Annotated in this window: 22 protein-coding genes; 3 read left to right on the top strand and 19 right to left on the bottom strand. The window is 68.2% G+C overall.

Going from position 1 to position 24,498, the window contains the following annotated elements; all coding sequences use genetic code 11:
- The first annotated feature begins 70 nt into the window (after positions 1-70).
- The gene (locus tag H5407_RS11080; protein WP_183104509.1) at positions 71-2,716 is read left to right on the top strand and encodes a PAS domain S-box protein; all 2,646 of its coding nucleotides are present in this window, start codon (positions 71-73) and stop codon (positions 2,714-2,716) included.
- A gap of 288 nt (positions 2,717-3,004) precedes the next feature.
- Here H5407_RS11080 and H5407_RS11085 read toward each other — a convergent pair whose 3' ends face one another.
- From H5407_RS11085 to rpsP, 10 genes are all read right to left on the bottom strand, one after another.
- Positions 3,005-3,976, bottom strand: a complete 972-nt coding sequence (locus H5407_RS11085; protein WP_183104510.1) for a LysR family transcriptional regulator — start codon at positions 3,974-3,976, stop codon at positions 3,005-3,007.
- Positions 3,977-3,981: 5 nt separating this feature from the next.
- Positions 3,982-7,971, bottom strand: coding sequence for a phosphoribosylformylglycinamidine synthase (gene purL, locus H5407_RS11090; protein ID WP_183104511.1), 3,990 nt, complete (start codon positions 7,969-7,971; stop codon positions 3,982-3,984).
- 387 nt (positions 7,972-8,358) lie between these two features.
- Positions 8,359-9,675, bottom strand: coding sequence for a TRZ/ATZ family hydrolase (locus tag H5407_RS11095; RefSeq protein WP_183104512.1), 1,317 nt, complete (start codon positions 9,673-9,675; stop codon positions 8,359-8,361).
- Positions 9,672-10,697 (bottom strand): nucleoside hydrolase, encoded by a 1,026-nt coding sequence (locus H5407_RS11100; protein ID WP_183104513.1) that lies wholly within the window; start codon positions 10,695-10,697, stop codon positions 9,672-9,674. Before H5407_RS11100 ends, H5407_RS11095 begins: the two co-directional genes overlap by 4 nt.
- Before the next feature lie 7 nt (positions 10,698-10,704).
- Positions 10,705-11,646 carry a ribokinase gene (gene rbsK / locus H5407_RS11105; RefSeq protein WP_183104514.1) on the bottom strand — a complete coding sequence of 314 codons (942 nt, stop codon included), beginning with the start codon at positions 11,644-11,646 and terminating at the stop codon, positions 10,705-10,707.
- Positions 11,643-12,689, bottom strand: a complete 1,047-nt coding sequence (locus tag H5407_RS11110) for a LacI family DNA-binding transcriptional regulator (RefSeq protein ID WP_183104515.1) — start codon at positions 12,687-12,689, stop codon at positions 11,643-11,645. The genes rbsK and H5407_RS11110 overlap by 4 nt, the downstream gene beginning before the upstream one ends.
- A 265-nt stretch (positions 12,690-12,954) precedes the next feature.
- Positions 12,955-13,308 carry a 50S ribosomal protein L19 gene (gene rplS, locus H5407_RS11115; protein ID WP_183104516.1) on the bottom strand — a complete coding sequence of 118 codons (354 nt, stop codon included), beginning with the start codon at positions 13,306-13,308 and terminating at the stop codon, positions 12,955-12,957.
- Positions 13,309-13,467: 159 nt separating this feature from the next.
- Positions 13,468-14,250, bottom strand: a complete 783-nt coding sequence (gene trmD / locus H5407_RS11120; protein WP_183104517.1) for a tRNA (guanosine(37)-N1)-methyltransferase TrmD — start codon at positions 14,248-14,250, stop codon at positions 13,468-13,470.
- Between the two features lie 28 nt (positions 14,251-14,278).
- Positions 14,279-14,878: a ribosome maturation factor RimM gene (gene rimM, locus H5407_RS11125; protein WP_183104518.1), complete on the bottom strand. Its 600-nt coding sequence runs from the start codon at positions 14,876-14,878 to the stop codon at positions 14,279-14,281.
- Between the two features lie 31 nt (positions 14,879-14,909).
- A complete protein-coding gene (rpsP, locus tag H5407_RS11130; protein ID WP_183104519.1) occupies positions 14,910-15,158 on the bottom strand; it encodes a 30S ribosomal protein S16 in 249 nt (82 codons plus the stop codon).
- A 261-nt stretch (positions 15,159-15,419) separates the two neighbouring features.
- On the opposite strand from rpsP, the gene H5407_RS11135 reads away from it, so the two are divergent.
- Both H5407_RS11135 and H5407_RS11140 read left to right on the top strand, forming a co-directional pair.
- Positions 15,420-15,962: a GNAT family N-acetyltransferase gene (locus H5407_RS11135; RefSeq protein ID WP_183104520.1), complete on the top strand. Its 543-nt coding sequence runs from the start codon at positions 15,420-15,422 to the stop codon at positions 15,960-15,962.
- Positions 15,959-16,417, top strand: coding sequence for a hypothetical protein (locus H5407_RS11140; protein WP_183104521.1), 459 nt, complete (start codon positions 15,959-15,961; stop codon positions 16,415-16,417). The genes H5407_RS11135 and H5407_RS11140 overlap by 4 nt, the downstream gene beginning before the upstream one ends.
- Positions 16,418-16,589: 172 nt before the next feature.
- On the opposite strand, the gene H5407_RS11145 is transcribed toward H5407_RS11140, so the two are convergent.
- The 9 genes from H5407_RS11145 to H5407_RS11185 form a co-directional block, all read right to left on the bottom strand.
- Positions 16,590-17,600 (bottom strand): inorganic phosphate transporter, encoded by a 1,011-nt coding sequence (locus H5407_RS11145; RefSeq protein ID WP_183104522.1) that lies wholly within the window; start codon positions 17,598-17,600, stop codon positions 16,590-16,592.
- Positions 17,601-17,613: 13 nt separating this feature from the next.
- Positions 17,614-18,261, bottom strand: a complete 648-nt coding sequence (locus tag H5407_RS11150) for a DUF47 domain-containing protein (protein ID WP_183104523.1) — start codon at positions 18,259-18,261, stop codon at positions 17,614-17,616.
- A gap of 206 nt (positions 18,262-18,467) precedes the next feature.
- Complete coding sequence (locus H5407_RS11155) at positions 18,468-18,848, bottom strand: DMT family protein (RefSeq protein WP_183104524.1); 381 nt, start codon at positions 18,846-18,848, stop codon at positions 18,468-18,470.
- 16 nt (positions 18,849-18,864) lie between these two features.
- Entirely contained in the window at positions 18,865-19,377 is a 513-nt protein-coding gene (gene folK / locus H5407_RS11160) for a 2-amino-4-hydroxy-6-hydroxymethyldihydropteridine diphosphokinase (protein WP_183104525.1), read from the bottom strand.
- Positions 19,378-19,401: 24 nt separating this feature from the next.
- Positions 19,402-21,078 carry a polynucleotide adenylyltransferase PcnB gene (pcnB, locus tag H5407_RS11165; protein WP_183104526.1) on the bottom strand — a complete coding sequence of 559 codons (1,677 nt, stop codon included), beginning with the start codon at positions 21,076-21,078 and terminating at the stop codon, positions 19,402-19,404.
- Positions 21,075-21,746, bottom strand: a complete 672-nt coding sequence (locus H5407_RS11170; RefSeq protein ID WP_183104527.1) for an HAD family phosphatase — start codon at positions 21,744-21,746, stop codon at positions 21,075-21,077. The genes pcnB and H5407_RS11170 overlap by 4 nt, the downstream gene beginning before the upstream one ends.
- A complete protein-coding gene (locus H5407_RS11175) occupies positions 21,746-22,414 on the bottom strand; it encodes an HdaA/DnaA family protein (RefSeq protein WP_183104528.1) in 669 nt (222 codons plus the stop codon). Before H5407_RS11175 ends, H5407_RS11170 begins: the two co-directional genes overlap by 1 nt.
- Positions 22,411-23,481, bottom strand: a complete 1,071-nt coding sequence (locus H5407_RS11180; protein WP_183104529.1) for an AI-2E family transporter — start codon at positions 23,479-23,481, stop codon at positions 22,411-22,413. Before H5407_RS11180 ends, H5407_RS11175 begins: the two co-directional genes overlap by 4 nt.
- Positions 23,482-23,610: 129 nt before the next feature.
- Positions 23,611-24,483 carry a SirB1 family protein gene (locus H5407_RS11185; protein WP_183104530.1) on the bottom strand — a complete coding sequence of 291 codons (873 nt, stop codon included), beginning with the start codon at positions 24,481-24,483 and terminating at the stop codon, positions 23,611-23,613.
- Positions 24,484-24,498: the final 15 nt, after the last annotated feature.

The following is a 24,498-nucleotide window of genomic DNA, read 5'->3' on the forward strand; positions in this document are numbered from 1 at the left end:
ATCCAGCCTCCGCTGCAGCCCGGCATGCCGCCACCCGTCCCCCATCACGCGCGCCTGAAAGGTCCCGGCCATGGCTGAGGCTGTGCGGCACCGCCCCCAGCGTGACTGGTGGGCCCTGGGCCTGGGCTACTGGCCGGTGGCCTTGAGCCTCCTGCTGAGCCTGCTGGTCTGCGCGACACTGGCGCGCCTGGATGCGCGGCATTCAGCCGAACAGGAGCGCCAGCGGGTGGCCGAGCAACTGGACCTGCTGCGCAGCCGCCTGGAGCTGGTCGCCCGCAACACCTTCGCCCCCAGCCAGTCTCTGGAGGCCATGATCCAGCTGGACGGCGCGATCAGCGAAGCCCGCTTCGCCATGCTGACCGAGAAGGCGATCAAGCTTTACCCGCAGGTGCGCAGCATCGCCATCGCACCAGATGATGTGGTGCGGCTGGTCTACCCCCTCCCCGGCAACGAACGGGCCCTGGGACTGGACTACCGCAGCGTGCCAGCCCAGTGGCGCCAGGTTCAGCAAGCCCGGGAGAGCCAGGCCGCGTTGCTGGTTGGCCCGGTGCAGCTGGTGCAGGGCGGTCAAGGCTTGATTCTGCGCAACCCCGTCTTCCTGCCCTCGTCACCGCCCGCCGCGCCCCGCTACTGGGGCATGGTGTCCGTGGTGGCAGACCTGGACCGCTTCATGGCCGATGCAGGCCTGGGCGCCCATCCGGAACTCGGCCTGCTGCTGACCGAATCCAGGGGCGGCAAGGAGGCCGGCCCTCTGATCTGGGGCCAGTCCGCCCTCCTCAAGCTGCCGCCGCGGGACTTGGTGCAACAGCGGGTGCAGGTGCCGGGCGCGCAGTGGCTGCTGGCGGCCCAGCCCACCGACGGTTGGCAGGACCAGCCTTTTCGCTGGCAATCGGCGGAGGTGCTGGCTGCCGCCGTAGCCGGCGGCGTTTTGAGCCTGCTGCTGGCCCTGCTGGTGCGGCAAAGCCGGGTGCTGCAGCAGCGCAACGAGACCCTCGCCCGAGAAATCCAGGAAGGCCAGCAGATGCGTGAGCAGCTGGAGGAGTCGCAGGCCCGCTTCCGCAGCATGGCGGCCCTGGCCTCCGACTGGGTCTGGGAGCAGGACGAGCAGCTGCGCTTCACCTACATCTCGCGCATCGCCGAGGAAGCCACGGAAGTGCAGAGCAGCTCGGTGCTGGGCCATCACCGCTGGGACTCCCCCGCCCTGCTGCCCGGCATCGACTGGGAGGAGCACAAGGCCCAGCTGGCCCGGCGCGAGCCCTTCCGCGACTTCGAATATGCGCAGCGCACGCCCGATGGCAGCGTCCGCCATGTGAGCATCTCCGGCGTGCCCTTCTTTGATGCCGAGGGCCGCTTCAAGGGCTACCGCGGCACCGGGCGCAGCATCACGGAGGCCAAGGAGGCCGAGGTCGCGCTGCGCCGCTCGCAGCAGGAGCTGACGGTCGCACGCGACCGCCTGCAGGCCGTGCTCGACGCGGCGCAGGAGGTGGCCATCATCGCCACCGACATGGTCGGCCACATCCTGCTGTTCAACCGCGGCGCCGAACACATGCTGGGCTATGCCGAGGCCGAGCTGCTGGGGCGCTCGCCGGCCTGCCTGCATGATCCCCAGGAGGTCGTGCAGCGTGCCGCCGAACTCAGCCGGCTGCGCGGCACGACGGTCGAGGGCTTCGAGACCTTTGTGCTGCTGGCCCGCGAGCTGGGCAGCGAAACGCGGGAATGGACCTACCTGCGCAAGGACGGCCGACGGCTCTGGGTCTCGCTCAGCGTCAGCCATGTGCGTGGGCGGGATGGCCAGGCCATCGGCTACCTGGGCGTGGCCCGCGACATCACCGCCCAGCGTGCGGCCGAGTCGGAGCTGCGGCAGCTCAATGCCGAGCTCGAGTCCCGCGTGCAGCAGCGCACGCTGGAACTGCGGGCGGCCCTTCAGCACCTGAAGGACGCGCAGGATGGCCTGCTCCGCTCCGAGAAGCTGGCCGGCCTGGGTTCCATGGTGGCCGGCGTGGCCCATGAGCTGAACACGCCGCTGGGCAACTGCCTCACTACAGCCTCGACGCTGCAGGAACGCACCCGGGAAATCCGGCATGAGTTCGACAGTGGCCAGATGCGTCGATCCACGCTGGACGGCTATCTGCAGGAAGCCGGCCAGGCCTGCGACATCCTGCTGCGCGGCCTGGACACGGCCAATGACTTGGTCAGCCACTTCAAGCAGCTCTCGGTCGACCAGACCAGCATGCAGCGGCGCAGCTATGCCCTAGATGCCGTCGTGGGCGACGTGATCAGCCTGCTGCGCGCACGCTGGAAGACCACACCCTACCTGCTGGAGGCCGAGCTGGCTGTCGAGGGGCCACTGGAGGGCTATCCCGGGCCGCTGGGCCAGGTGCTCAGCAACCTGCTTCTCAACGCCCTGCTCCATGCCTTCGAGGGCCGCGAGCAGGGCCGCGTGAGGATCAGCGCCCGCAGCGTTTCCGCCAGCGACTACCTGCTGGTGGTGGAGGACGACGGCATCGGCATGAGCGAGGAGGTCCGGCGCCGGGCCTTCGACCCCTTCTTCACCACCAAGATGGGACGAGGCGGAACAGGCCTAGGCCTCAACATCGTCTACAACCTCGTGTGCACCGTGCTGGGCGGCAGCATCAGCCTGCACAGCGAGCCGGGCCAGGGCAGCCGCTTCGAGATCCGCCTGCCCAAGGTGGCGCCCATCCTGACGATGGTCTGAGCGGCCAGTCGGGCGCGCAAGACCTGGCCCCACCGGGTCCGCCCAATGGTCCCGGCCAAAGAACGGGGCCCCGCCGCATCAGCTGCGGGGCCCGTCCGCGGAAGGATCAGCCTCCACTGTCCCTCCCTCAGCCCGCATCCAGGCCGACGCCTTGGTCTCGTCAGCCGGACTGCCCCTGCAAGCCGGGGCGGCGGGACTCCTCTCGCCTGAGCTACGACTGCCGTCGTGCGCGCATTGCAAGGCCTGCCGCGCGGGCGCGCAAGCAAGATGCCGGTGCGGGTATGAGCTTCATGCCTGGACGGCATGGTCCTCAGGGAGGGGCTGGGCGAAGTGCTGCGCCACCAGAGCCCGCAGCCAGCCGACGGCCGGGTCCTGGTCCAGGCGGCTGTGCCAGTACTGGTGGACGACGATGGGCGGCAGCGGCAACGGGCAAGGCAGGAGCCGCAGGCCGGGCAGCTGCGCCATCTGCTGGGCAATCTGCTCGGTGGCGGTGAAGATGTGGTCGGACTGGGCCACGATGAAGGGCGCGATCAGCAGCGAATGCACGCGCAGGCCAATGGCGCCCTCGCCTGCCGCCTGGACGATGGCCTGCTCCACGCGGCGGTAGGCGTGCTGGCTGTCATTGATCGAGGCCACCACATGCTTCTCGGCGCAGAAGCGCTCCAGGGTCAGGTCTTGCCCGATGCGCGGATGCCCCTCGCGCACCAGGCAGCGATGGCCCACGCTGTACAGCGCCTGCGAGCTGAGCCCCGGCCGCTGAGCCTGGTAGGCCGTCAGCACCAGATCGATCTCGCCCGAGGCCAGCAGGCTGCCCAGGGCCTCGCCGGCCAGGGGCACGACCTCCCAGCGCACGCCCGGGGCCTTGTCGCGCACAGCGGCCAGCAGGCGCGGCATGAAGTGGATGGCGCCGACCTCGGTGCAGCTGATGCGGAAGGTGCGCGAGGAACGCGCCGGATCGAAGCCCGCCTGCGCGCGCAGGCGGTGCTCGAACAGGCCCATCAGCTGCTGCACGTCCGGCACCAGCCGGCGTGCCAGGGGCGTGGGCCGCATGCCCTGCTTGCCGCGCACGAAGAGCTCGTCGCCATAGTAGCGGCGCAGCAGGCCCAGCACCTTTGACAAGGCAGGCTGGCTGATGCCCAGCTCCTGCCCCGCCGCCGTCAGGCTGCCCAGGCGGTGGATGGCCTCGAAAGCCCGGAAATGCTGGAGTTCGGGCGAACGGCCACCGCCCTCGGGCATCGAAGGCAGCAGCGCGCGAGCCACCCCGATCAGCCCAGCCAGCGGCGAGCGTTGCGGAACATGCGGGCCCAGGGGCTCAGGGCGCCCAGGTCACCGGAGGTCCAGCTCATCTGCACGTTGCGGAAGACGCGCTCGGGGTGCGGCATCATGACTGTGAAGCGGCCGTCGGCGGTGGTCACCGAGGTCAGGCCGTCCGGGCTGCCGTTGGGGTTGAAGGGATAGGCTTCGGTCGGCTGGCCGTGGTTGTCCACAAAACGGGCGGCCCGCACCACCTGGGCGGCATTGCCACGCTGGGCGAAGTTGGCAAAGCCCTCGCCGTGCGCCACGGCTACGGGCAGGCGGCTGCCGGCCATGCCCTGGAAGAAGATGCTGGGCGATTCCAGCAGCTCCACCATGGCCAGGCGGGCCTCGTACTGCTCGCTCTGGTTGCGGGTGAACTTGGGCCAGGCCTCGGCGCCGGGGATGATGGGCGCCAGGGCGGCCATCATCTGGCAGCCATTGCAGACGCCCAGCGCGAAGCTGTCGGAGCGGGCGAAGAAGGCCTGGAACTGCTCGGCCAGCACCGGGTTGAACATCACCGAGCGGGCCCAGCCTTCGCCTGCCCCCAGGGTGTCGCCGTAGGAGAAGCCGCCGCAGGCGATGAAGCCCTTGAATTGCTCCAGGCTGACCTTGCCGGATTGCAGGTCGCTCATGTGGACGTCAAAGGTGTCGAAGCCGGCCAGCGCGTTCACATAGGCCATCTCGACGTGCGAGTTGACCCCCTGCTCGCGCAGGATGGCCAACTTGGGACGGGCACCGGTGGCGATGAAGGGCGCTGCCACGTCCTCGCTGGGGTCGAAGCTCAGCTGCACATGGCGGCCCGGGTCCTCGGCGCGGCCCACGGCCTCGTGCTCGGCATCGGCACAGGCGGGGTTGTCACGCAGGCGGGCGATCTGCCAGGACACGCCGTCCCATTCCTTGTGCAGCATCTCCAGCGGGGCGTCGAAGACCTTCCTGGCGTCGCGCCAGACTTCGACCACGCCGCGGTCATTGGGCTTGCCAATGACATGCGAATGCCTCGACAGGCCATGCTGGCGCAGCACCTGCAGGACAGCGTCGCGGTCCTCGGTCTTCACCTGCAGCAGCACGCCCAGCTCCTCGTTGAACAGGGCCTTGAGCGCCAGTTCCTCGCGACGGGCGCCGACCTGGCTGGCCCAGTTCTTGGAATCGCCGACATCGGCGCGGCTGTCACCGATGCCGTCGCCCTCGGTGATCAGCATGTCCACATTGAGGCTCAGGCCCAGATGGCCGGCGAAGGCCATCTCGCAGGCCGCCGCCCACAGGCCGCCGTCCGAGCGGTCGTGGTAGGCCAGCAGGCGGCCCTGGCCGCGCAGCTCGTTGACGGCCGCGACCAGTGCCTTGAGCTGGGCCGCGTCGTCCACATCGGGCACGGCGCCGCCGAACTGCTGCAGGGTCTGCGCCAGGATGGAGCCGCCCATGCGGTGCTGGCCCTGGCCGAGATCGACCAGGATCAGGCTGGTGTCGCCGGGCTGCAGCTGCGGGGTCAGCGTGCCGCGCACATCAGGCAGCGTGGCAAAGGCCGAGACGATCAGCGACACGGGCGCGGTGACCTGGCGCGTTTCACCGTCCGCCGTCCACTTGGTGCGCATGGACAGGGAGTCCTTGCCCACGGGGATGGACACGCCCAGGGCCGGGCACAGCTCCATGCCCACGGCCTTGACGGTGTCGTAGAGCGCAGCATCCTCTCCGGCTTCGCCGCAAGCGGCCATCCAGTTGGCGGACAGCTTCACGCGCGAGAGTTCGATGGGTGCGGCCAGCAGGTTGGTGATGGCCTCGGCCACGGCCATGCGGCCGGAGGCGGGGGCATCAACGGCCGCCAGCGGCGTGCGCTCGCCCATGCTCATGGCCTCGCCGCGCAGGCCCTTGAAGTCGGCCAGGGTGACGGCGCAATCGGCCACCGGCACCTGCCAGGGGCCAACCATCTGGTCGCGATGGTTCAGGCCGCCCACGGTGCGGTCGCCGATGGTGATCAGGAAGCGCTTGGAGGCCACGGTCGGGTGGCGCAGCACCTCGACGGCCGCCTGCTGCAGCGTGGCCTGCGAGAGGTCCAGCACGGCCGTGCTACGCTGAACGCGGTTCACCACGCGGTGCATCTTGGGCGGCTTGCCCAGCAGGGTGTCCATGGGCATGTCGATGGCACGCTCGCCGCCGGGGCCGTCTTCCAGGATCAGCTCACGGGCCTCGGTGACCACGCCGACGACGCCAAAGGGGCAGCGCTCACGCTCGCACATGGCCTGGAACATGGCCAGGCTCTCGGGAGCGATGGCCATCACATAGCGTTCCTGGCTCTCGTTGCACCAGATTTCCTTGGGCGCCAGGCCGGACTCCTCCAGCGGGACCTTGCGCAAGTCGAAGATCGCGCCGCGGCCGGCGTCGTTCACCAACTCGGGGAAGGCGTTGGAGATGCCGCCCGCACCCACGTCATGGATGGCGAGGATGGGGTTCTTGTCGGCCAGGCCCCAGCAGTGGTTGATGACCTCCTGGGCCCGCCGCTCGATCTCGGGGTTGCCACGCTGGACGGAGTCGAAGTCCAGGTCGGCCGTGTTGGTGCCCGCCGCCATGGAGCTGGCCGCGCCGCCGCCCATGCCGATGCGCATGCCCGGGCCGCCCAGCTGGACCAGCAGGGTGCCGGCGGGGAACTCGATCTTCTTGGTCAGGTCCGAGCGGATGGCACCGATGCCGCCGGCGATCATGATGGGCTTGTGATAGCCGCGCATCACGCCATCGACGTCCTGCTCGTAGACGCGGAAGTAGCCGCCGAGGTTCGGGCGGCCGAACTCGTTGTTGAAGGCGGCGCCGCCGATGGGGCCGTCGATCATGATCTGAAGCGGGCTGGCGATGTGCTCGGGCTTGCCCACGCCGCCCTGCTCCCAGCGCTCGGGCAGGCCGGGCAGGTGCAGGTTGGAGACTGAGAAGCCCGCCAGGCCCGCCTTGGGCTTGGCACCGCGGCCGGTGGCGCCTTCGTCGCGGATCTCACCGCCGGCACCGGTCGAGGCGCCCGGGAAGGGCGAGATGGCCGTCGGGTGGTTGTGGGTCTCGACCTTCATCAGCACGTGCGAGGTCTCGGCGCGGGCGTGGTACTTCGGAGCGGCGTCATAGCCCTCCGGGATCCAGCGCTCGAGCTCATGGCCCTCCATCACGGCGGCATTGTCCGAGTAGGCGATCACCGTATGCTGGGGTGAGAGCTTCTCGGTGTTGCGGATCATGCCGAAGAGGCTGAGGTCCTGCTCCACGCCGTCGATGGTGAACTTCGCATTGAAGATCTTGTGGCGGCAGTGCTCGGAATTGGCCTGCGCGAACATCATCAGCTCGACGTCGCTGGGGTTGCGCTGTGCGGCGGTGAAGGCGTTCACCAGGTAGTCGATCTCGTCATCGGACAGGGCCAGGCCGAAGCGGCTGTTGGCCTCGTCCAAGGCGGCGCGGCCACGGCCCAGCACGTCCACGTGCTCCAGGGCCTCGGCGGTCTTCTCGTCGAAGAGGTGGGCGCAGTCCTCGCGGCGCAAGAGCACGCTCTCGGTCATGCGGTCGTGCAGCAGCGCGGCGCAGGCGCGCAGCTCGGCCTCGCTCAGCGTCTTGGTGCCGCCCAGCAGGCCTGACTTGAGCGTGATGCGGAACTCGGTGACGCGCTCCACGCGGTGGATGTCCAGGCCGCAGTTGTGGGCGATGTCGGTGGCCTTGGAGGCCCAAGGGCTGACGGTGCCCAGGCGCGGGGCCACCACCACCAGTTGCCCCTCGGCACTGCCGGCGTATGCCTCACCGTAGCTCAGTAGCGCGGCCAGCTTGTCCTGCAGGCCGGCCTCCAGCGCGCTGTCCGTCCAGACCCAGTGCACATGGCGGGCCACCAGTCCCGTGATGCGCTCATTGATGGCCTGCAGGCGCGGCAGCAGGGCCTGGGCGCGGAAGGCGGAAAGAGCGTTGCCGCCCTCGAAGTGGGTCAGGTGCTTGGAGGTGGATGCCATGGATGCAGGACTTGCGCGCCGAGGCGCGTGAGGTTGGGGCGCATCCGCCGGGCAGGCGGACGGCTTGAAGCGCGAGATTTTACCGAGGCTTGGGCCGGATTCCTCCCGGGGCCAGGGCCAAATCAACGCGCAAACGTTGGCGCCTTCATGCCTCCCCTGCCCTGGTGTCCGGCCCGACGCCCCGGTGCTAGGCCCAGTTGGCCGGACGCCGCGCGCCTTGCAGCGCAGGCGCCTGCAAGCCAGGCGCCCCACCTTGCCTCCTGCGCCTTGGAGTGCCCTGTCAAGAACTGACCCCCTCCTGATGCGGACCAGAAAGCACGAGGCCCCGGGCTCCATCGCTGGAGTCCCCGGGGCCTTTGTCATGCAGGCCTTAAGCGGCCGCGGTGATCAGCGGCCGGCCTTCATCTGCGCCACGATGGCCTCGCTGCGGTCCAGAAGGGCCGGCACGTCGATGGTGGTGAGCTGGCGCTGCTGCAGCACGCGGCGGCCATTGACCCACACGTCGGAGACATGCTCGCGCCCGGCCACATAGACCAGCTGCGCGTCGGCATGGTAGACCGGGCGGCATTCCAGCGCGTCGAGCGACACGGCCACCACGTCGGCCAGCTTGCCCACCTCCAGCGAGCCCAGGTCCGCCTCGCGGCCCATGGCCCGGGCGGCACGGATGGTGGCCATCTCCAGCGCAGTGCGGGCCGAGACGGTCAGCGGATCGCCCGTGACGCCCTTGGCCAGCAGTGCCGCGGCGCGGATCTCGGCGAACATGTCCTGGCGGTTGTTCGAGGCCGCGCCATCGGTGCCCAGCACGGTGTTGACGCCCGCGGCTTCCAGGGCCTTCACCGGCGCCACACCCGAGGCCAGCTTCAGATTGGAGCTGGGGTTGTGGACCAGGTGCGTGCCCTGCTTCGCGATCAGTTCGATCTCCGCCTCATTGAGGTGAACCATGTGCACGGCGATCATGCGCTCGTTGAGCAGGCCCAGCTCATGCAGGCGTGCCAGCGGCCGCTTGCCGTACTGCTTCAGGCTGCCCTCGATCTCGTCCTGGGTCTCGTGGATGTGGCAGTGCATCTGCAGGCCGTGCTGCTCGGAAAGCTGGCGCAGCTTGACGAAGGTTTCGTCCGACACCGTGTAGGGCGCGTGAGGCGCGCTGGTCCAGTCCAGCAGCGCTTCGCCCTTGTACTGCTCATAGGCTTCCAGTCCCTTGGCAATGTAGTCGTCCGGGCCCGAGCCGTAGCCGGTGGGGAAGTCGATCACATTGATGGACACGCCGGCTCGAATGCCTGCATCCAGCGCCGCCCTAGCCATGGCCTTGGGGAAGAAGTACATGTCGTTCAGGTAGGTCACGCCGCCGCGCAGGGCCTCGGCGGCCGACAGCATCGAGCCCTGGTAGACCCAGTCGTCGCTGACCCACTGCTTCTCCAGCGGCCAGATGTGGTTCTGCAACCAGTCCATCAGGGCGCGGTCGTCGGCCACGCCGCGCAGCAGGGACATGGCGCTGTGGGTATGGGCATTGATCAGGCCCGGGATCAGCACATGCTGGCCCAGGTCTACCTGCTCGGCGTCCGGGTAGGTGCTCGCGGCCTGGCCGTGCGGCAGCACGGCGGCGATGCGCTCGCCCTGGATCACGAGGGCGTGCTGCTCCAGCACCTGGCAGCCCGGGGTCATGGGCAGGATCCAGCGGGCCTTGAGAACGGTGGTGTGGCTCATCGGGGGTCTCCGGAAACGGCCGGGGGTGCGGCCTTGGACGTATCGTCGAACAGTTGCATGAACTCGTCGCGCACGCGCTGGGCGTCCACGTCGATACAGACCTGCTGGGCAGGGCACCCGCGCCAGGGCGAGCCCGGGCTTTCGGTGTGCAGACCCAGATGGTCCTGGATGGTCTGACCGCGCGCAATGCCCTCCAGAGCCACGCGGACGGGGCCGCTGCGCAGCTGGAAGGCGTCGGGCGCGACGCAGTAGACAACGGCACTGGCGTCGTGCGCATAGAGGCCGCCGATGGCGTCGCGGCCGTCGTAGTAGCGCTGGTAGTGCCGCGTGATCTGCCAGAAGAAGTCACCCACGGCCCCCTGGCGGCCGCGCAGGGACTGCAGCAGCGCCTCGGGCATCACCACCTGCTGGGTGACGTCCAGCCCCACGGTCACCACGGGCCAGGGCGCCGTGAAGACGAGGTCGGCGGCCTCGGGGTCATTGATGATGTTGGCCTCGGCCACCGGCGTCACATTGCCGCCATGGCCGTGCAGACCGAAAGCGCCGCCCATGAGCACGACCTCGCGCACCTTGCGGGCAATGCCGGGATCGTGGCGCAGGGCCAGAGCCAGGTTGGTCAGCGGCGCCACGGCCACGAGAGTGATCTCGCCGGGTGCCGCATTGACCTCGTCGCAGATCAGCTGCCAGGCCGGCCGAGGGTCCGCCTGGCGGGTGCTGGCCGGCAGCAGGGCCGCACCGCCGCCCAGCCCGTCCTCATGGTGGACCTGGGTGGGGAAGAAGCGCTCGGTGCGCAGCAGCAGGGCGTCGTCCGCACCGGCGGCCACCGGCACGTCCAGGCCGAAGAAGTCGATCAGGGCCAGGGCATTGCGCGTGGTGGTCTCCACCGGGGCGTTGCCGTGCACGGTGGTGATGGCGCGCAGGTCCAGCCCGGGGTGGCGGGCCAGCATCCACAGGGCCATGGCGTCGTCGATGCCCGGGTCCGTGTCGAAGATCACGGGCCGGGACTGCAGGGCTTGGCTCATGCGGACCTCAGACAGTGGGGGCGGCGAATTCGGGGCCGAGTTCCTCGCGCCGGGGCATGGCACCCTGCACGCCCACGCGGCTCACGGCCAGCGCAGCGGCGGCCTGGCCCAGGCGCACGGCCTCGTCCAGCGACTGCCCCTCGGCCCAGGCGGTGGCCACGCCACCGACAAAGGTGTCTCCGGCACCGACGGTGTCCACCGCCAGCACGCGCCGGGCCGCCAGCAGGCGCTGGCCCTGCTCATCGGCCACCAGCACGCCTTGCGCACCCAAGGTGATCAGCAGGCGCGGCAGGCCCTGGTCCCTCAGTACGGCAGCAGCGGCGCGCGCGACAGCCTCGGCGGACTGCACGGCATCGGGCAGGCCGGCCAGTTGGGCGGCCTCGGTCTCGTTGAGCACCAGGCAGTCGGTGAGGGCCAGCAGGGCGGGATCGACCGTCAGGGCCGGTGCTGCATTGAGGATGGTTCGCACGCCCTGCGCCCGCGCCAGGCGGAAGGCCTCAAGGATGGCCGGCTGCGGCACCTCCAGCTGCGCCACCATCACCCGGGTCTGCTGCAGCGGCGCCGCGGCCAGGCGCACATCGGCCGGTGTCAGTTGCGCATTGCTGCCCGGCACGTAGACGATGCTGTTCTCCCCGCCCTCGCGGCCCACCATGATGACGGCAATGCCGGGCAGCGCGGACTCGTCCTCGATGACATGGGTGGTATCCACGCCCTCGGCGCGCAGGGCCGCGATCAGCGCACAGCCATGCACGCGAGTGCCCACGCGCGAGACGAAGCTCACCGAGGCCCCAAGTCGGGCCGCAGCCACGGCCTGGTTGGCGCCCTTGCCGCCTGGCGTCATCTGAAAGTCCTCGCCCGGCAGGGTCTCGCCCGGACGCGGCAGACGGCGCGCATGGGCCACCATGTCCATGTTGATGCTGCCGACGACGACGACACGCGCTGTGCTCATGCGCTCTTTCCCGCCTTGGCGGTCTTGGCGGCCAGGGACTTGGCGGCCGGCGCTGCGGTGCTCTCGCGCCGCACCAACTGCGGCTTCATCAGCACCTCGCGCAGGCTGGCCTGCGGCTGCTCGATGCGCGCCAACAGGGCCCGCCCCGCCTCGCGGCCCAGCTCCTTGATGGAGCAGCCCACGGTGGTCAGCGAAGGATAGGCATAGGCCGAGAGCTCGATGTCGTCGAAGCCCACCACAGACAGGCTGGCCGGCACCGGGCGCGCGGCCTCGGCCGAGGCCCGCATGAGGCCCAGGGCCATCAGGTCATTGCTGGCGAAGACGGCACTCAGCTCGGGCGCGGTGGCCAGCAGGCGCTTGCCGGCTTCATAGCCGCCGTGCGAGCTGAAGTCGCTGTGGACCAGCCAATGAGCCTGGGGCTCGATGCCCGCGGCCTCCAGGGTCTCGCGCCAGCCGGCGATGCGCTCCTGCGCCACCTCGAACTCGACGGGCCCGCTGATGCAGCCAATGGCACGATGGCCCAGCTCCAGCAGGTGACGCACCGCGGCGGCGGCGCCCTCGCGGTTGTTGACGCTCACACGGTCGGCTCGGGCGCCCGGCACCAGGCGGTCCACGGTGACCGAGGGCACGCGGGCCATCTGGAACATCTGGGCCAGGGCCTCGTCATCGCCCGCGGAACTCAGCAGCAGGCCGTCGATGCGCTTCTCCAGCAAGGTGCGCATGTACTGCTGCTGGCGCTTGGGGTCGTTGTCGGAGTTGCAGAGGAAGACGGAGTAGCCGGCCAGGCGGCAGGTCTCCTCGACGCCGCAGACCAGCTCCGCGAAGAAGGGGTTCTGCACATTGGGCACGAGCACGCCGATGATGCGAGTCTCGCTCTTGCGCAGGGAGCGAGCCACCGCGCTGGGCAGGTAGCCGATCTCCTCTACTGCGGCCAGCACGCGCCTTCGCGCCTCGGCACTGACCGGGCGCGTTTCGTTCAGGACATGGGAGACGGTGGTGAAGGACACCCCGGCAAGGGCAGCAACGTCTTTGATCGTGCTCACGGTGAGGCAGGTCTTGGCAGGATGGAAGAAGCGGGCAGCCGGACCTTCCACAAGGAGGGAGCTGGACGCTCGCGAAACTGCACTGGGGCAAACGTTTGCCGCAGCATACCCGAAATGGCGCCTCCCGCGGCAGGCGCCACGTCGCCAAGGGCGGTGACGGGCTTCGCCCCCTGCGAACCATGCGGGACCATGAAAAAAGCCGCCGGGGTCTTTCGACCCGGGCGGCTTTCGAGGATCGGCCCAGAGGCCCACCCACGACCGGCCATCAGGCCAGCTTTTCCTTGATTCGAGCGGACTTGCCCGAACGCTGACGCAGGTAGTACAGCTTGGCGCGGCGCACATCGCCACGACGCTTGACTTCGATGGACGAAATCAGCGGGCTGTACAGCTGGAAGGTACGCTCCACGCCTTCGCCGCTCGAAATCTTGCGGACGATGAAGCTGGAGTTCAGGCCGCGGTTGCGCTTGGCAATCACGACGCCTTCATAGGCCTGCACACGCTTGCGGGTACCTTCGACCACGTTCACGCTGACGATCACCGTGTCGCCAGGGGCGAAAGCGGGAATGGTCTTGTTCAGGCGAGCAATTTCTTCTTGCTCAAGGGTTTGGATCAGATTCACATCGATCTCCTGACGATCGTACCGGCGCACCTGAAATTGACTGGAACCGGCCCGAACTGGCCTGCATTCCTGGAGCGGCTGTCAGTCAGACACACTGACGTGACGCTGGGCTCCGCCCGATAGAGGATCGCGAAAAGCCCACGATTGTAGCTGAAAAGCTCAATCAATCAAAGACTTGAGGAAGGCCTCGTCCTTTTTGCTGAGCTTGCCGGCCGCGCGGGCGGCATCGATCAGCTCGGGGCGGCGGCGCCAGGTCAGCGCCAGCGACTGCTCGCGGCGCCAGCGGGCGATCTGGGCATGGTGGCCCGACAGCAGTACCGGCGGCACCGGCAGCGGCGCCGTCTGACCGGGCAGGCCCTCCAACACCTCGGGACGGCTGTAGTGCGGGCAGTCCAGCAGGCCGTCGGAGAAACTGTCCTGCTCGTGCGAGGCGGCATCGTTCAGCACCCCGGGCTGCAGCCGCGCGACGGCGTCGAGCAGGGCCAGCGCCGGCAGTTCGCCGCCACTCAGCACGAAGTCGCCCAGGCTCACCTCCAGGGTGACATGGCGGTCCAGGAAGCGCTGGTCCATGCCCTCGTAGCGGCCGCACAGCAGCACGGCGCCCGGCCCTTGGGCGATCTCCTGCACCAGGGCCTGGTCCATGCGGCGGCCCGTGGGGCTGAAATGGATGATCTGCGGCGCTGCGCCCGCATCGGCGCCACCGGCCTGCCGCGACGCCAGCACCGCCGCCAGTGCGCGCTCCAGGGGCTCGACCAGCATGACCATGCCCGGGCCGCCGCCATAAGGGCGGTCATCGACACGACGGTAGTTGTCCTCGGCATAGTCGCGCAGCTGCCAGAGCTGGACATCCACCTGGCGGCTCTCGAAGGCACGGCGTGTCACACCTACCGACAGATGCGGGGCGAAGAGCTCAGGAAACAGGGTGATGAGGTCGAAGCGCATGCGGCAGGCGCCACGGCAAGGGGGGGACTCAGAAGTCCAGGCCCCAGTCCACCGCGATGCGGCGCTCTTGCAGGCTCACATCATCGACAAAGGCGGAGACAAAGGGAATCAGGCGCTCCTGCTCCGGCTTGACCGGGGCAGTGAGCCCGGCGGGCTGGATGCGCAGCACGGCGTGCGGGCCGGTGTCGAGCAGGCCGATCACCTCGCCAAGCGTCTCGCCTTGGCGGTTCACCACGGTGAGACCCACCAGGTCCACCCAGTAGAACTCGTCCGGATCGGCCTTGGGGAAGTGCGTGCGGGAGACGAAGACGCGGGCCCCGCGCAGGGCCTCGGCCCCGTTGCGGTCAGACACGCCCTCGGCGCTGGCCACCAGGCCATCGCCATGCTCACGCAGGGAAAGAATCTTGAGCAGGCCGGGCACTGCACCCTTGCCTGGGATCGCGTTCTCGGCCGGCTTCAGGAACCAGCGCCGAGTCGCGAAGATCGCCTGGGGATCAGCGGAATGGGCATGGACCTTGAACCAGCCCTTGATGCCCCAGGCATCGGCAATGCGCGCGACTTCGATGGCGTCATCCGGCCAAGCTGCCTCGGCAGCTTCAGCGGGGGAACGGGTCTCAGGGGCAGTCACGCGCAAGGCTCGATATCAGCTGAGCGGATGCTCAGGCAGCCTTCTTGGCCTGATCGACCAGACGGGCCACGGTGGGCGACAGCTGGGCGCCGACGCCGACCCAGTAGGCCACGCGGTCTTGGACCACGCGCAGGCTTTCGGCAGCGCCGGAAGCCACCGGGTTGTAGAAGCCCACACGCTCGATGAAGCGGCCGTCACGACGCTCCTGGCTGTTGGCGACGACGATGTTGTAGAAGGGGCGCTTCTTAGAGCCGCCGCGTGCGAGTCGAATCACGACCATGATGAGTCCTTTGAGTTGAAGCGTTCTACCGCACCAGGAGACACTCAGGGCAAGCAGATCAGTGGGCGCCCCGGCATGCCATCTCCAGGCTTCCAGGGTGCACCGGTTGTTGGTGCCGTAGATACGCCGCGAGTCTCACGCGACCAGCACCAAAACCCGGCATTATAAACTCGTAAATTCAATTGCGACAGTGCGCCGCAGTAGAGAATCTCCAGGCTTCGTTTCAAAACCTTCTTTTCTGCCCTGCTCCGGGGCTTCACCATGTCCCAGAATCCCTCACTGCTGTTGCGTCCGAGCCAGGACGGCGACCTGCCGGCCATTCAGGCCATCTACCAACACGCCGTGCTGCACGGCACCGGCACCTTCGAGACGGACGTGCCCGACCTGGCCGAAATGGCCCGGCGCCGTACCGAGGTGCTGTCGCGCGGCCTGCCCTACCTGGTGGCCCAGCGCGGTGAGCAGATCCTGGGCTACGCCTATGCCAACTATTTTCGTCCCCGCATGGCCTACCGCTTCTGCGTGGAAGACTCGATCTACCTGGCTCCGAGCGCCCAGGGCCAGGGCGTAGGCCGGCTGCTGCTGGCCGAGCTGATCGCCCGCTGCGAGCGCGCGGGGGCGCGCCAGATGCTGGCCGTGATCGGCGACTCCCAGAACCACGGCTCCGTGGGCGTGCACCGCGCCCTGGGCTTCGAGCCCACGGGGCTGCTCAAGTCCTCAGGCTGGAAGTTTGGCCGCTGGCTGGACGTGGTGCTGATGCAGCGCCAGCTCGGCCATGGTGACAACACTCCGGCGGAGAACACATGAACCAGGCCCCTGCCCTCGCCTATCGCTCCAAGACCCTCGCCACCTGGCTGGCTCTGGGCCTGGGCGCCTTCGGCCTGCATCGAGTCTACGTTTACGGCTTCAAGGACAAGCTGGCCTGGCTCTTCCCCTGGCCCAGCCTGGCCGGTCTCTATGGCATCCACCGCATGGACATCCTGGGCCAGGACGACCGCCTGGCCTGGGTGCTGATGCCGCTGCTGGGCCTGATGCTGTCCATCGCCATGCTGCAGGGCATTGTCTGGGGGCTGACGCCGGACGAGCGCTGGAACCAGACCCACAACGGCGGCCGCAGCGGCCGCGCCAGCGGCTGGGGCGCCATCATCGGCGTCGTGGCCTGCCTCATGGTGGGCGGCGCCTGCCTGATGACCACCATCGCCTTCTCGGCTCAGCGCTACTTTGAGAGCCAGACCGAGGCGGCCCAGGAATTGAGCCAGTAAGGCACGCCCATGGCGCCCGCCTCGCCATGCGAGCGCCGGGCCGGCGGCCAGCACTGGTGGCTCGGATCCGCACTCAAGAGACCAAGCCTGGCGCAGACGGCGCCATGCAAAAAAAAAGGCCCGGCTGCTGCGGCAGCCGGGCCTTTGTTCTCGAGAACCTGAAGCGTCGGGCTCAGAACAGCTTGAAGCTCACCCAATAGCACAGGCCTGCCACGAAGGCGGAGGCCGGGATGGTGAAGATCCAGGCCCAGACGATATTGCCCGCCACGCCCCAGCGCACGGCCGATGCCCGCTGCGTGGAGCCCACGCCGACGATGGCACCCGTGATGGTGTGCGTGGTCGAAACCGGCACGCCCAGCGCCGTCGCCAGGAACAGGGTCAGCGCGCCTCCGGTCTCGGCGCAGAAGCCGCCCACCGGCTTGAGCTTGGTGATCTTCTGGCCCATGGTCTGCACGATGCGCCAGCCGCCGAACATGGTGCCGGCGCCGATGGCCAGGTAGCAGACCCAGATGACCCAGGTCGGGGGCAGCTTGGCACCCGCCTCGGCATAGCCCGCCGCCATCAGCAGCATCCAGATGATGCCGATGGTTTTCTGCGCGTCATTGCCCCCATGACCCAGGCTGTACAGGCCAGCAGACACCAGCTGCAAACGGCGGAACCAGTTGTCCACGCGCAGCGGCGAGGAGCGGCGGAACAGCCAGGCCACAGCCACCATGAGCAAGGAACCCAGCACGAAGCCCAGCACCGGCGAGACGAAGATGAACAGCACCGTGATGCCGATCTTCTTGGCCACCAGCCCCTGCACGCCGACCTTGGCGATCACCGCACCCACGATGCCGCCGATCAGCGCATGCGAGGAGCTCGAAGGGATGCCGTAGTACCAGGTGATCAGGTTCCAGGTGATGGCCCCGATCAGCGCGCCGAAGACAATATGGTGGTCCACAACCCCCGGCTCGACGATGCCCTTGCCGATGGTGGCGGCCACATTGAGCTGGAAGAAGGCGATGGCGATGACGTTGAAAAAGGCCGCGAACAGCACCGCCTGCTGCGGCTTCAGCACGCCGGTGGACACCACCGTGGCGATCGAGTTCGCAGCGTCATGAAAACCGTTCATGAAGTCGAACAGCACGGCCAGCACGACCAGCAGCACGACGACCCAGAACGCAACGTTGATGGCTTCCATGAATCGAGGCGCGTCAGGAGTTCTCGAGGACGATGCCCTCGATCAGGTTGGCGACGTCCTCGCAACGGTCGGAGATGGACTCCAGCTGCTCGTAGATGGCTTTGAGCTTGATCAGCTCGCGCACGTCTTCCTGCTCACGGAACAGGCGGGACATGGCCGAGCGCATGACGCGGTCAGCGTCGGACTCGAGCTTGTCGATCTCTTCACAGGTCTTGATCGCGGCCTCGGCCGTCTGCGGCTGGCTCAGCTTGGGCAGCAGGGTCACGGCATGCTGCACACGCTCGCAGCACTTGGCCGAGAGCTCGGCCAGGCGCAGCACGTCCTCGGGAATGGAGCGCACATCGTAGAGCTGCATGGTCTCACTGGAGTCCTGCAGCAGGTCCAGGATGTCGTCCATGGCATTGATCAGGCTGTGGATCTGCTCGCGGTCGATCGGGGTGATGAAGGTGCGGTGCAGCAGGCGGTTCACCTCGGCGGTGACGCGGTCGGCGTGATGCTCATAGGCATCGACTTCCGCCGCGTACTTCTCGCGCAGCGTGATGTCGCTGTAGTTTTCGCACATGGCCATGAAGGCCCGGGCACCTTCGGCGATCTTGGCGCCGTGCTCGTTGAAGAGCTCAAAAAAATTGCCCTCTTTGGGCAGCAGCTTGCCAAACAGCATGGGTTCTCCTGGCAGAAAAGGCAGGCGGGTGAGCCGACCTCCGTCCACAGTGAGTCAATCGGGGTGAAATTTAAAGAAATGGTCATCACCGCGTCACAAGAACGCGGCAAAACCGGGAGTGTAATGGCGAGTAGCGCACGAACTGTGACAGTTCCGTGACGCTTGATGGCGGTCAGCTTGGCGCACAGACGAGCGCACGCTACAGCTCAGGCGCCGCGGAAAATGAAGTAGACAGCCCCCAACAGGCACAGGCCGGCCCAGAGGTAATCGGTCTTGAAGGGCTGCCCCATGAAAAACACCGAGAAGGGCACGAAGACCGCCAGGGTCAGGACTTCCTGTGTGATCTTGAGTTGAGCCAGGCTGATGCCGCCGGCATAGCCGATGCGGTTGGCCGGCACCTGAAGCAGGTACTCAAACAACGCGATGGACCAGCTCACGAGGGCAGCGATCCACCAGGGCCTGGCGGCAAGGTTCTTCAGGTGCCCGTACCAGGCGAAGGTCATGAAGACGTTGGAGAGCAGCAGCAGACCGACGGTCTGCCAGTAAGCGGCGGCAGACGCAGAGCCCGCCCAGCTGAGAAATGGCATGGAAATGCTCCAGGAGTCAGCCGGGGCGCTGTCCGTTCCCAGCCTGGGGCCAGAGGACCCCATCAAAATGCAGGCGCTGCCCGGCCACCGCCGGCAGCTGCGCGTCCAGCCGGCCAATGCCAGGCAGGGACAGGCCCGGGTCCAGCTCCAGCAGGGGCCTGAGCACAAACGCTCGCTGATGCAGGCGCGGATGCGGGAGGCTCAGGCGGGCGTGGGACAAGACCTGACCCTCCATGAGCAGCAAGTCCAGGTCCAGGGTGCGGGGCGCGTGGCGGTAGGGCCGCTCGCGGCCATGGGCCTGCTCGATGGCCTGCAGGGCGTCCAACAGGTCCAGCGGCGCCAGGGCCGTCTCCAGGCAGGCGACTGCATTGAGGAAATCGGGGCCGCCGGCATCGACCGGTGCGCTGCGCCAGCCCGAGGACACCGCGAGCAGGCGCGATTGCGGCAGCGCATCCAGCGCCTGCAGGGCCGCCTGCAAGGTCGCGGACAGGTCACCGAGGTTGGCGCCCAGCCCGATGTAGGCCTTCATGCGGGATTCCGTGGCAGGCGAACGTCAGCCGGCATCGACGGGAGCCGCACCATCAGCGCCTGCGCCACCGCCACCGCCGGTGCGTGGCTTGCGACGGCGACGGCGCTTGCGCGCGGGAGCCGCCGCTGCGCCCTCCTCGTCCGGAGCGTCGCCGCTGTCGGCCCTCTCGTCGCTGTCCTCGTCATGCCCTTCTTCGGCAGGCTTGCGGGCCGCTGCGGCCGGGCGGGCCTCGCCGCTGACGGCGCCCTTGGCCACCTGGCGCACACGACCGCCGCCACCGCTCTTGCGCTGCTGACGCTCGCTCTCGCGGGCCTGCTCGATCAAGGCACGGCGCTCTTCGTCGCTGCCCAGGGCGAAGTCTTCCCACCAGTCGACCAGGGCCATGTCCACGTCGCCCACCTCGGCGCGAAGCAGCAGGAAGTCAAAGCCGGCACGGTAGCGCGGCTGCTCGACCAGGCTGTAGGGGCCATTGCCGCTGCGGCGCTCGAAGCGCGGCTGCATCATCCAGATCTCGCGCATGTCGGCGGCCAGCTTGCCGCGGCCGGAGATGTCACCGACGCGGGCATCAAAGACCAGGTCGATGGCCTGCTGCAGGGCCGGCACGGCCGGCTCGCCGCCATCGCGCAGGCGCTGCCAGCGGCCCTGCACCTCGTGCCACAGCATGCACGCCAGCATGAAGCTGGGCGCCACGCTGCGGCCCTCGGCCACGCGGCGGTCGGTGTCTTCCAGGGCTCGGCGCACGAACTGGCCCCGGGCCTCATCCGGCAGAGCGCCCTTCTCGTCCAGCACCGCATCCAGGATGGAGAACACGCCGCGGCCCAGGCCCTGCTTGCGCAGCTCGTCCAGGCTGGCCAGGGAATGGCCGGTCTGCAGCAGCTTGATCATCTCGTCGAACATGCGCGAGATGGGCACGTTCTGCAGCAGGGGGATCGTGGCCTTGACCGGCGCGCGGGTCTTGGGCTCCAGCTCGAAGCCCAGCTTGGCGGCGAAGCGCACGGCACGCAGGATGCGGACCGGGTCCTCGCGGTAGCGGGTCTCCGGGTCGCCGATCATGCGCAGCACGCGCTTCTTCACATCGGCAAAGCCGCCGTGGTAATCGACCACCAGCTCGCGCTGGGGGTCGTAATACATGGCGTTGATGGTGAAGTCACGGCGGGCGGCATCTTCGACCTGAGGGCCCCAGACGTTGTCGCGCAACACGCGGCCGCTGGCATCGACCACATGGCTCTTGCCGGCCAGCTCGTCCTTGGAGGTCTTCTCATTGCCGCTGACCTGCTCGGCGGCCTCGTTGGCCAGCAGGGCACGGAAGGTGGAAACTTCGATCACCTCGTGCTCACGTCCGCGGCCGTAGACCACATGCACGATGCGGAAACGGCGGCCGATGATGAAGGCGCGGCGGAACAGGGCCTTGACTTGCTCGGGCGTGGCGTTGGTCGCGACATCGAAGTCCTTGGGACGGCGCCCCAGCAGCAGGTCCCGCACGGCGCCGCCGACGATGTAGGCCTCGAAGCCGGCTTCGCTGAGCGTGCGCACCACCTTGACGGCGCGGTCGTCCAGCAGATCGGGGTCGATGCCGTGCTCGGCCACGCCGATCTCGAACCGTTTGCCCAGGGCATGCGCCCCGGACGAGGCCTTGGCCTTGGGCTTGGCATCGGGTTTGCCGGGCTTGCCCAGCAGTTTGTCAATCAGGTTCTTGATCATGCAAAGAGATTCAGGATGGGCCAGCCCCGGGCCTGGGCAATCTGTGCCAGCGCTGCCGACGGGTTGGTCGCGATGGGATGGCTGACTCGCTCCATCAGGGGCAGGTCGTTCACCGAATCGCTGTAGAAATGCACTTGCTCGAAATCCTTCAGCGCCCGCCCCTGCCCGGCCAGCCATTGCTCGACGCGCGTGATCTTGCCGGACTGGAAAGACGGCACGCCATGGATGGCCCCGTTGTAGTGGCCGGTGGCGGCATCACGCTCCAGTTGCACCGCGATCAGATCAGGCACGCCGAAGGCCTCGGCGATGGGAGCAGTCACGAATTCGTTGGTGGCGGTCACGATGGCCACCAGGTCACCGCGCTCCTGGTGCTCGCGCACCAGGGCTCGCGCATTGTCGCGCATCATGGGCAGCATCACCTCGGCCATGAAGCGCTGACGCACCGCCAGAGCCTCGTCCAGGGGACGCGAGCGCCACACCGAGGTCGCGAAGGCGATGTACTCGGGCAGGTTCAGCTGCCCGGCCTGGTATTGGGCAAAGAAGGCATCGTTGCGACGGGACCATTCGCCGCCGTCGGCCCACCCGATCCGGACCATGAAGTCGCCGAAGGCGTGGTCGGAATCACCCGGGATGAGGGTGCCGTCGAGGTCGAAGAGGGTGAGGTTCATCAGCTTCCTTGGTCGAGCAGCATCTGGCGCAGCAGGGGCACCGTCACGGCCCGCTTATTGGCCAGGGCGAATTCATCCAGCCGGTCCAGCAGGCCCATCAGGTGCTTGAGGTCGCGGGCGAAACGGGTAAGAAGATAGTCCATGACCTCGTCACTGAGCACGATACCCCTGCGGTCGGCTTCACGACGCAGGGCGGCGCGCATCTCGCCTTCCGGCAAGGGCTGCAGGGCATAGGTCGGGCCCCAGCCCAAGCGAGTGCGCAGGTCCTCGCGCAGTTCGAGGTCGATGGGCGGCGCCACGCCGGTGGACACCACGGCCAGGCCCAGAGTGGCCGCCTCGACGAAGAGCGTGAAGGCGGCATGCTGCTGGCCGGGATCGAAGCGGTCGCAATCATCCAGCAGCAGCAGGCTCGGATGCGCGGGCAGCTCCCAGGGCAGGGGCGTGTCGGCGTCGTACCAGCCCACCTGGGCACCCGCCGCCTGCCAGGACTGGGCCAGGGCGCGCAGCACATGGGTCTTGCCACAGCCGGCCTGCCCCCACAGGAACACGGGCGGCTCACCCGGCCGCAGGGATTGCAGGTGCGCGAGCGCCGCCTCGTTGGCGCCAGGCAGGAGGTTGTCGAAGGAGTAATGCGGCTCGGGACCGAGCGCCAGCGGGATCTGCTTCAAGAACGGGGACTCTGGTACAGGGCGCTGGTCAGGTAGGCCTCGCGCAGGCGGCGCGCGGCAACCACCCCCAGGGCGGACACGGGCAAGGCGATCAGCACGCCGACAAAGCCGAACAGATGGCCGAAAGCCAGCAGAGCGAAGATCACCATCAGCGGCGACAGGCCGATGCGCTCGCCCACCAGGCGCGGCGTCAGCACAAAGCTCTCCAGCAACTGGCCCAGGCTGAACACCACGGCAACGGCCAGCAGGCCGTACAGATTGGCGAACTGCAGCAGCGCAGCCATCAAGGCCAGCAGCAGGCCCAGGCCGAAGCCCAGGTAGGGAATGAAGACCGCCAGGCCGGTGAAGATGCCCACCGGCAGCGCCAGGTCGAAGCCCGCCAGCAGCAGGGCCAGGCTGTAGTAGACAGCCAGCAGCAGCATCACCAGCAGCTGGCCGCGTAGGTACTGACCCAGCATGGTGTCGCACTCCCTCAGGAAGTGCCCCACCGGCGGGCGCAGGCGCGGCGGCACCAGCTCCCAGGCTCGGCCGAGCAGGAGGTGCCAGTCATGCAGCAGGTAGAACAGGACCACCGGCAGCAGCACGGCATTGCCTACGATGGCCAGCACAAAGCTGCCGCCGATGCGCGCCGAGCTCAAGGCCGTGGCCAACCAGTCCTCGATGTTGGCATCCAGGTACTTGAGCACGAAGGCCTTGATGCTGGCCGTATCCAGGGCCACGTTCAGGCCATGCTGGGAGAGCCAGGGCGCAACATGCTTGTTCAGGGCATTGGCCAGCACGGGGATCTGCTCGCGCAGCTGTGGCAGCTCGCGACTGAGGATGGGCAACAGGAGCAGGAACAGTGACAGCAGGGCCACAACCGCCGCCAACTCCACCAGGACCACGGCCAGCAGGCGGGGCACGCGACGCCGCGTGAGCGCATCCACCGCCGGACTCAGGGCATAGGCCAGGATGCCAGCCGTGAGGAATGGCGCCAGCACGGGCGAGAGCAGCCACACCAGGCCCAGGCACAGCAGAGCCAGGGCCGTCCAGGCCAGCGCGTAGCGTTGGGTCTTGCTCAGGGTCATGCGGATGTGTTGCAGATGAAGGCCGGCGGGAGCACTGCGCGGCATGCGAGGCCGCGGGAAGCAGGCCCGGATTCTAGGGTCTGTTGCAGGGCCCTGCCGCAGGTCCGGAGCCGGCCGGACGCCCGCCGCTCAATGCAACAGACGCCCGCCCGGCGACTGGCGCAGCTGTTCCAGCCGCTCCCGGGCCTGCTGGGCCAGCTCCACGGGGGGATGCAGGCTCAGCAACTGCTCGTAATCCGCCACGGCTTCGGGCCATTGCATCAGGCGCTCCAGGGTATGGGCGCGGTCCAGCAACTCCTCGGCATCCCCCGGCAGCAGGATCAGCAGTCGGTGCTGGACCTGCAGCAGCAAAGCCCAGGCGGCGGCCCGCCGGTGGATCTCCTTCAGGTTGCGCAACATGCGCGCCAGCCACTGCCGCGGACTGCAGGGCTGCAGGAAGAGCTCCAGGGGCAGGTCCGCCGGGTCACTGACGCCGGCCCGCTCGCGCAAGGGATGCAGCAACTCCTCCAGGGCATCGCGCGAGAGAGAGCGGCCGTGAAAGACATCCATCACCACCTCGCCCGCCGGCAACTTCAGGCAGACCAGGAAATGGCCCGGAAAGGAAATGCCCCGAGCCCTCAAGCCCAGTTGCAGGGCCAGCTCGGCATACAGCAGGCTCAGGCTGATGGGGATGCCGCGCCGGGTCTTCATCACCTCGTGCAGGTAGGAATTGCCGGAGGCGTAGTAGTCATTGACATTGCCCGCGAACCCCAACTCCTGGAAGAAGTACTGATTCAGCAGCCGCAGACGCTGGCTGGCCACGGCATCGGCCGGCACGCGGCGCTTGAGTCGCAGGGCCAGTTCATCGACATCCGCCAGTAGCTGCTGCACATCGAGCTGCGGCCATTCGTCCTGGGCCAGCGTGGCGGCAGCCTCCAGGAGATTCAGGCTGTCGTCCTCGGCCACCAGGCGGGCGAAATAGTCCAGCGGGTCCACCGCTGCGAGGTCCAGAAAGGCGCTCATGGGTACATCATCCAC

The organism is Mitsuaria sp. WAJ17, assembly GCF_014174515.1.
Lineage (GTDB): Bacteria > Pseudomonadota > Gammaproteobacteria > Burkholderiales > Burkholderiaceae_C > Roseateles_B.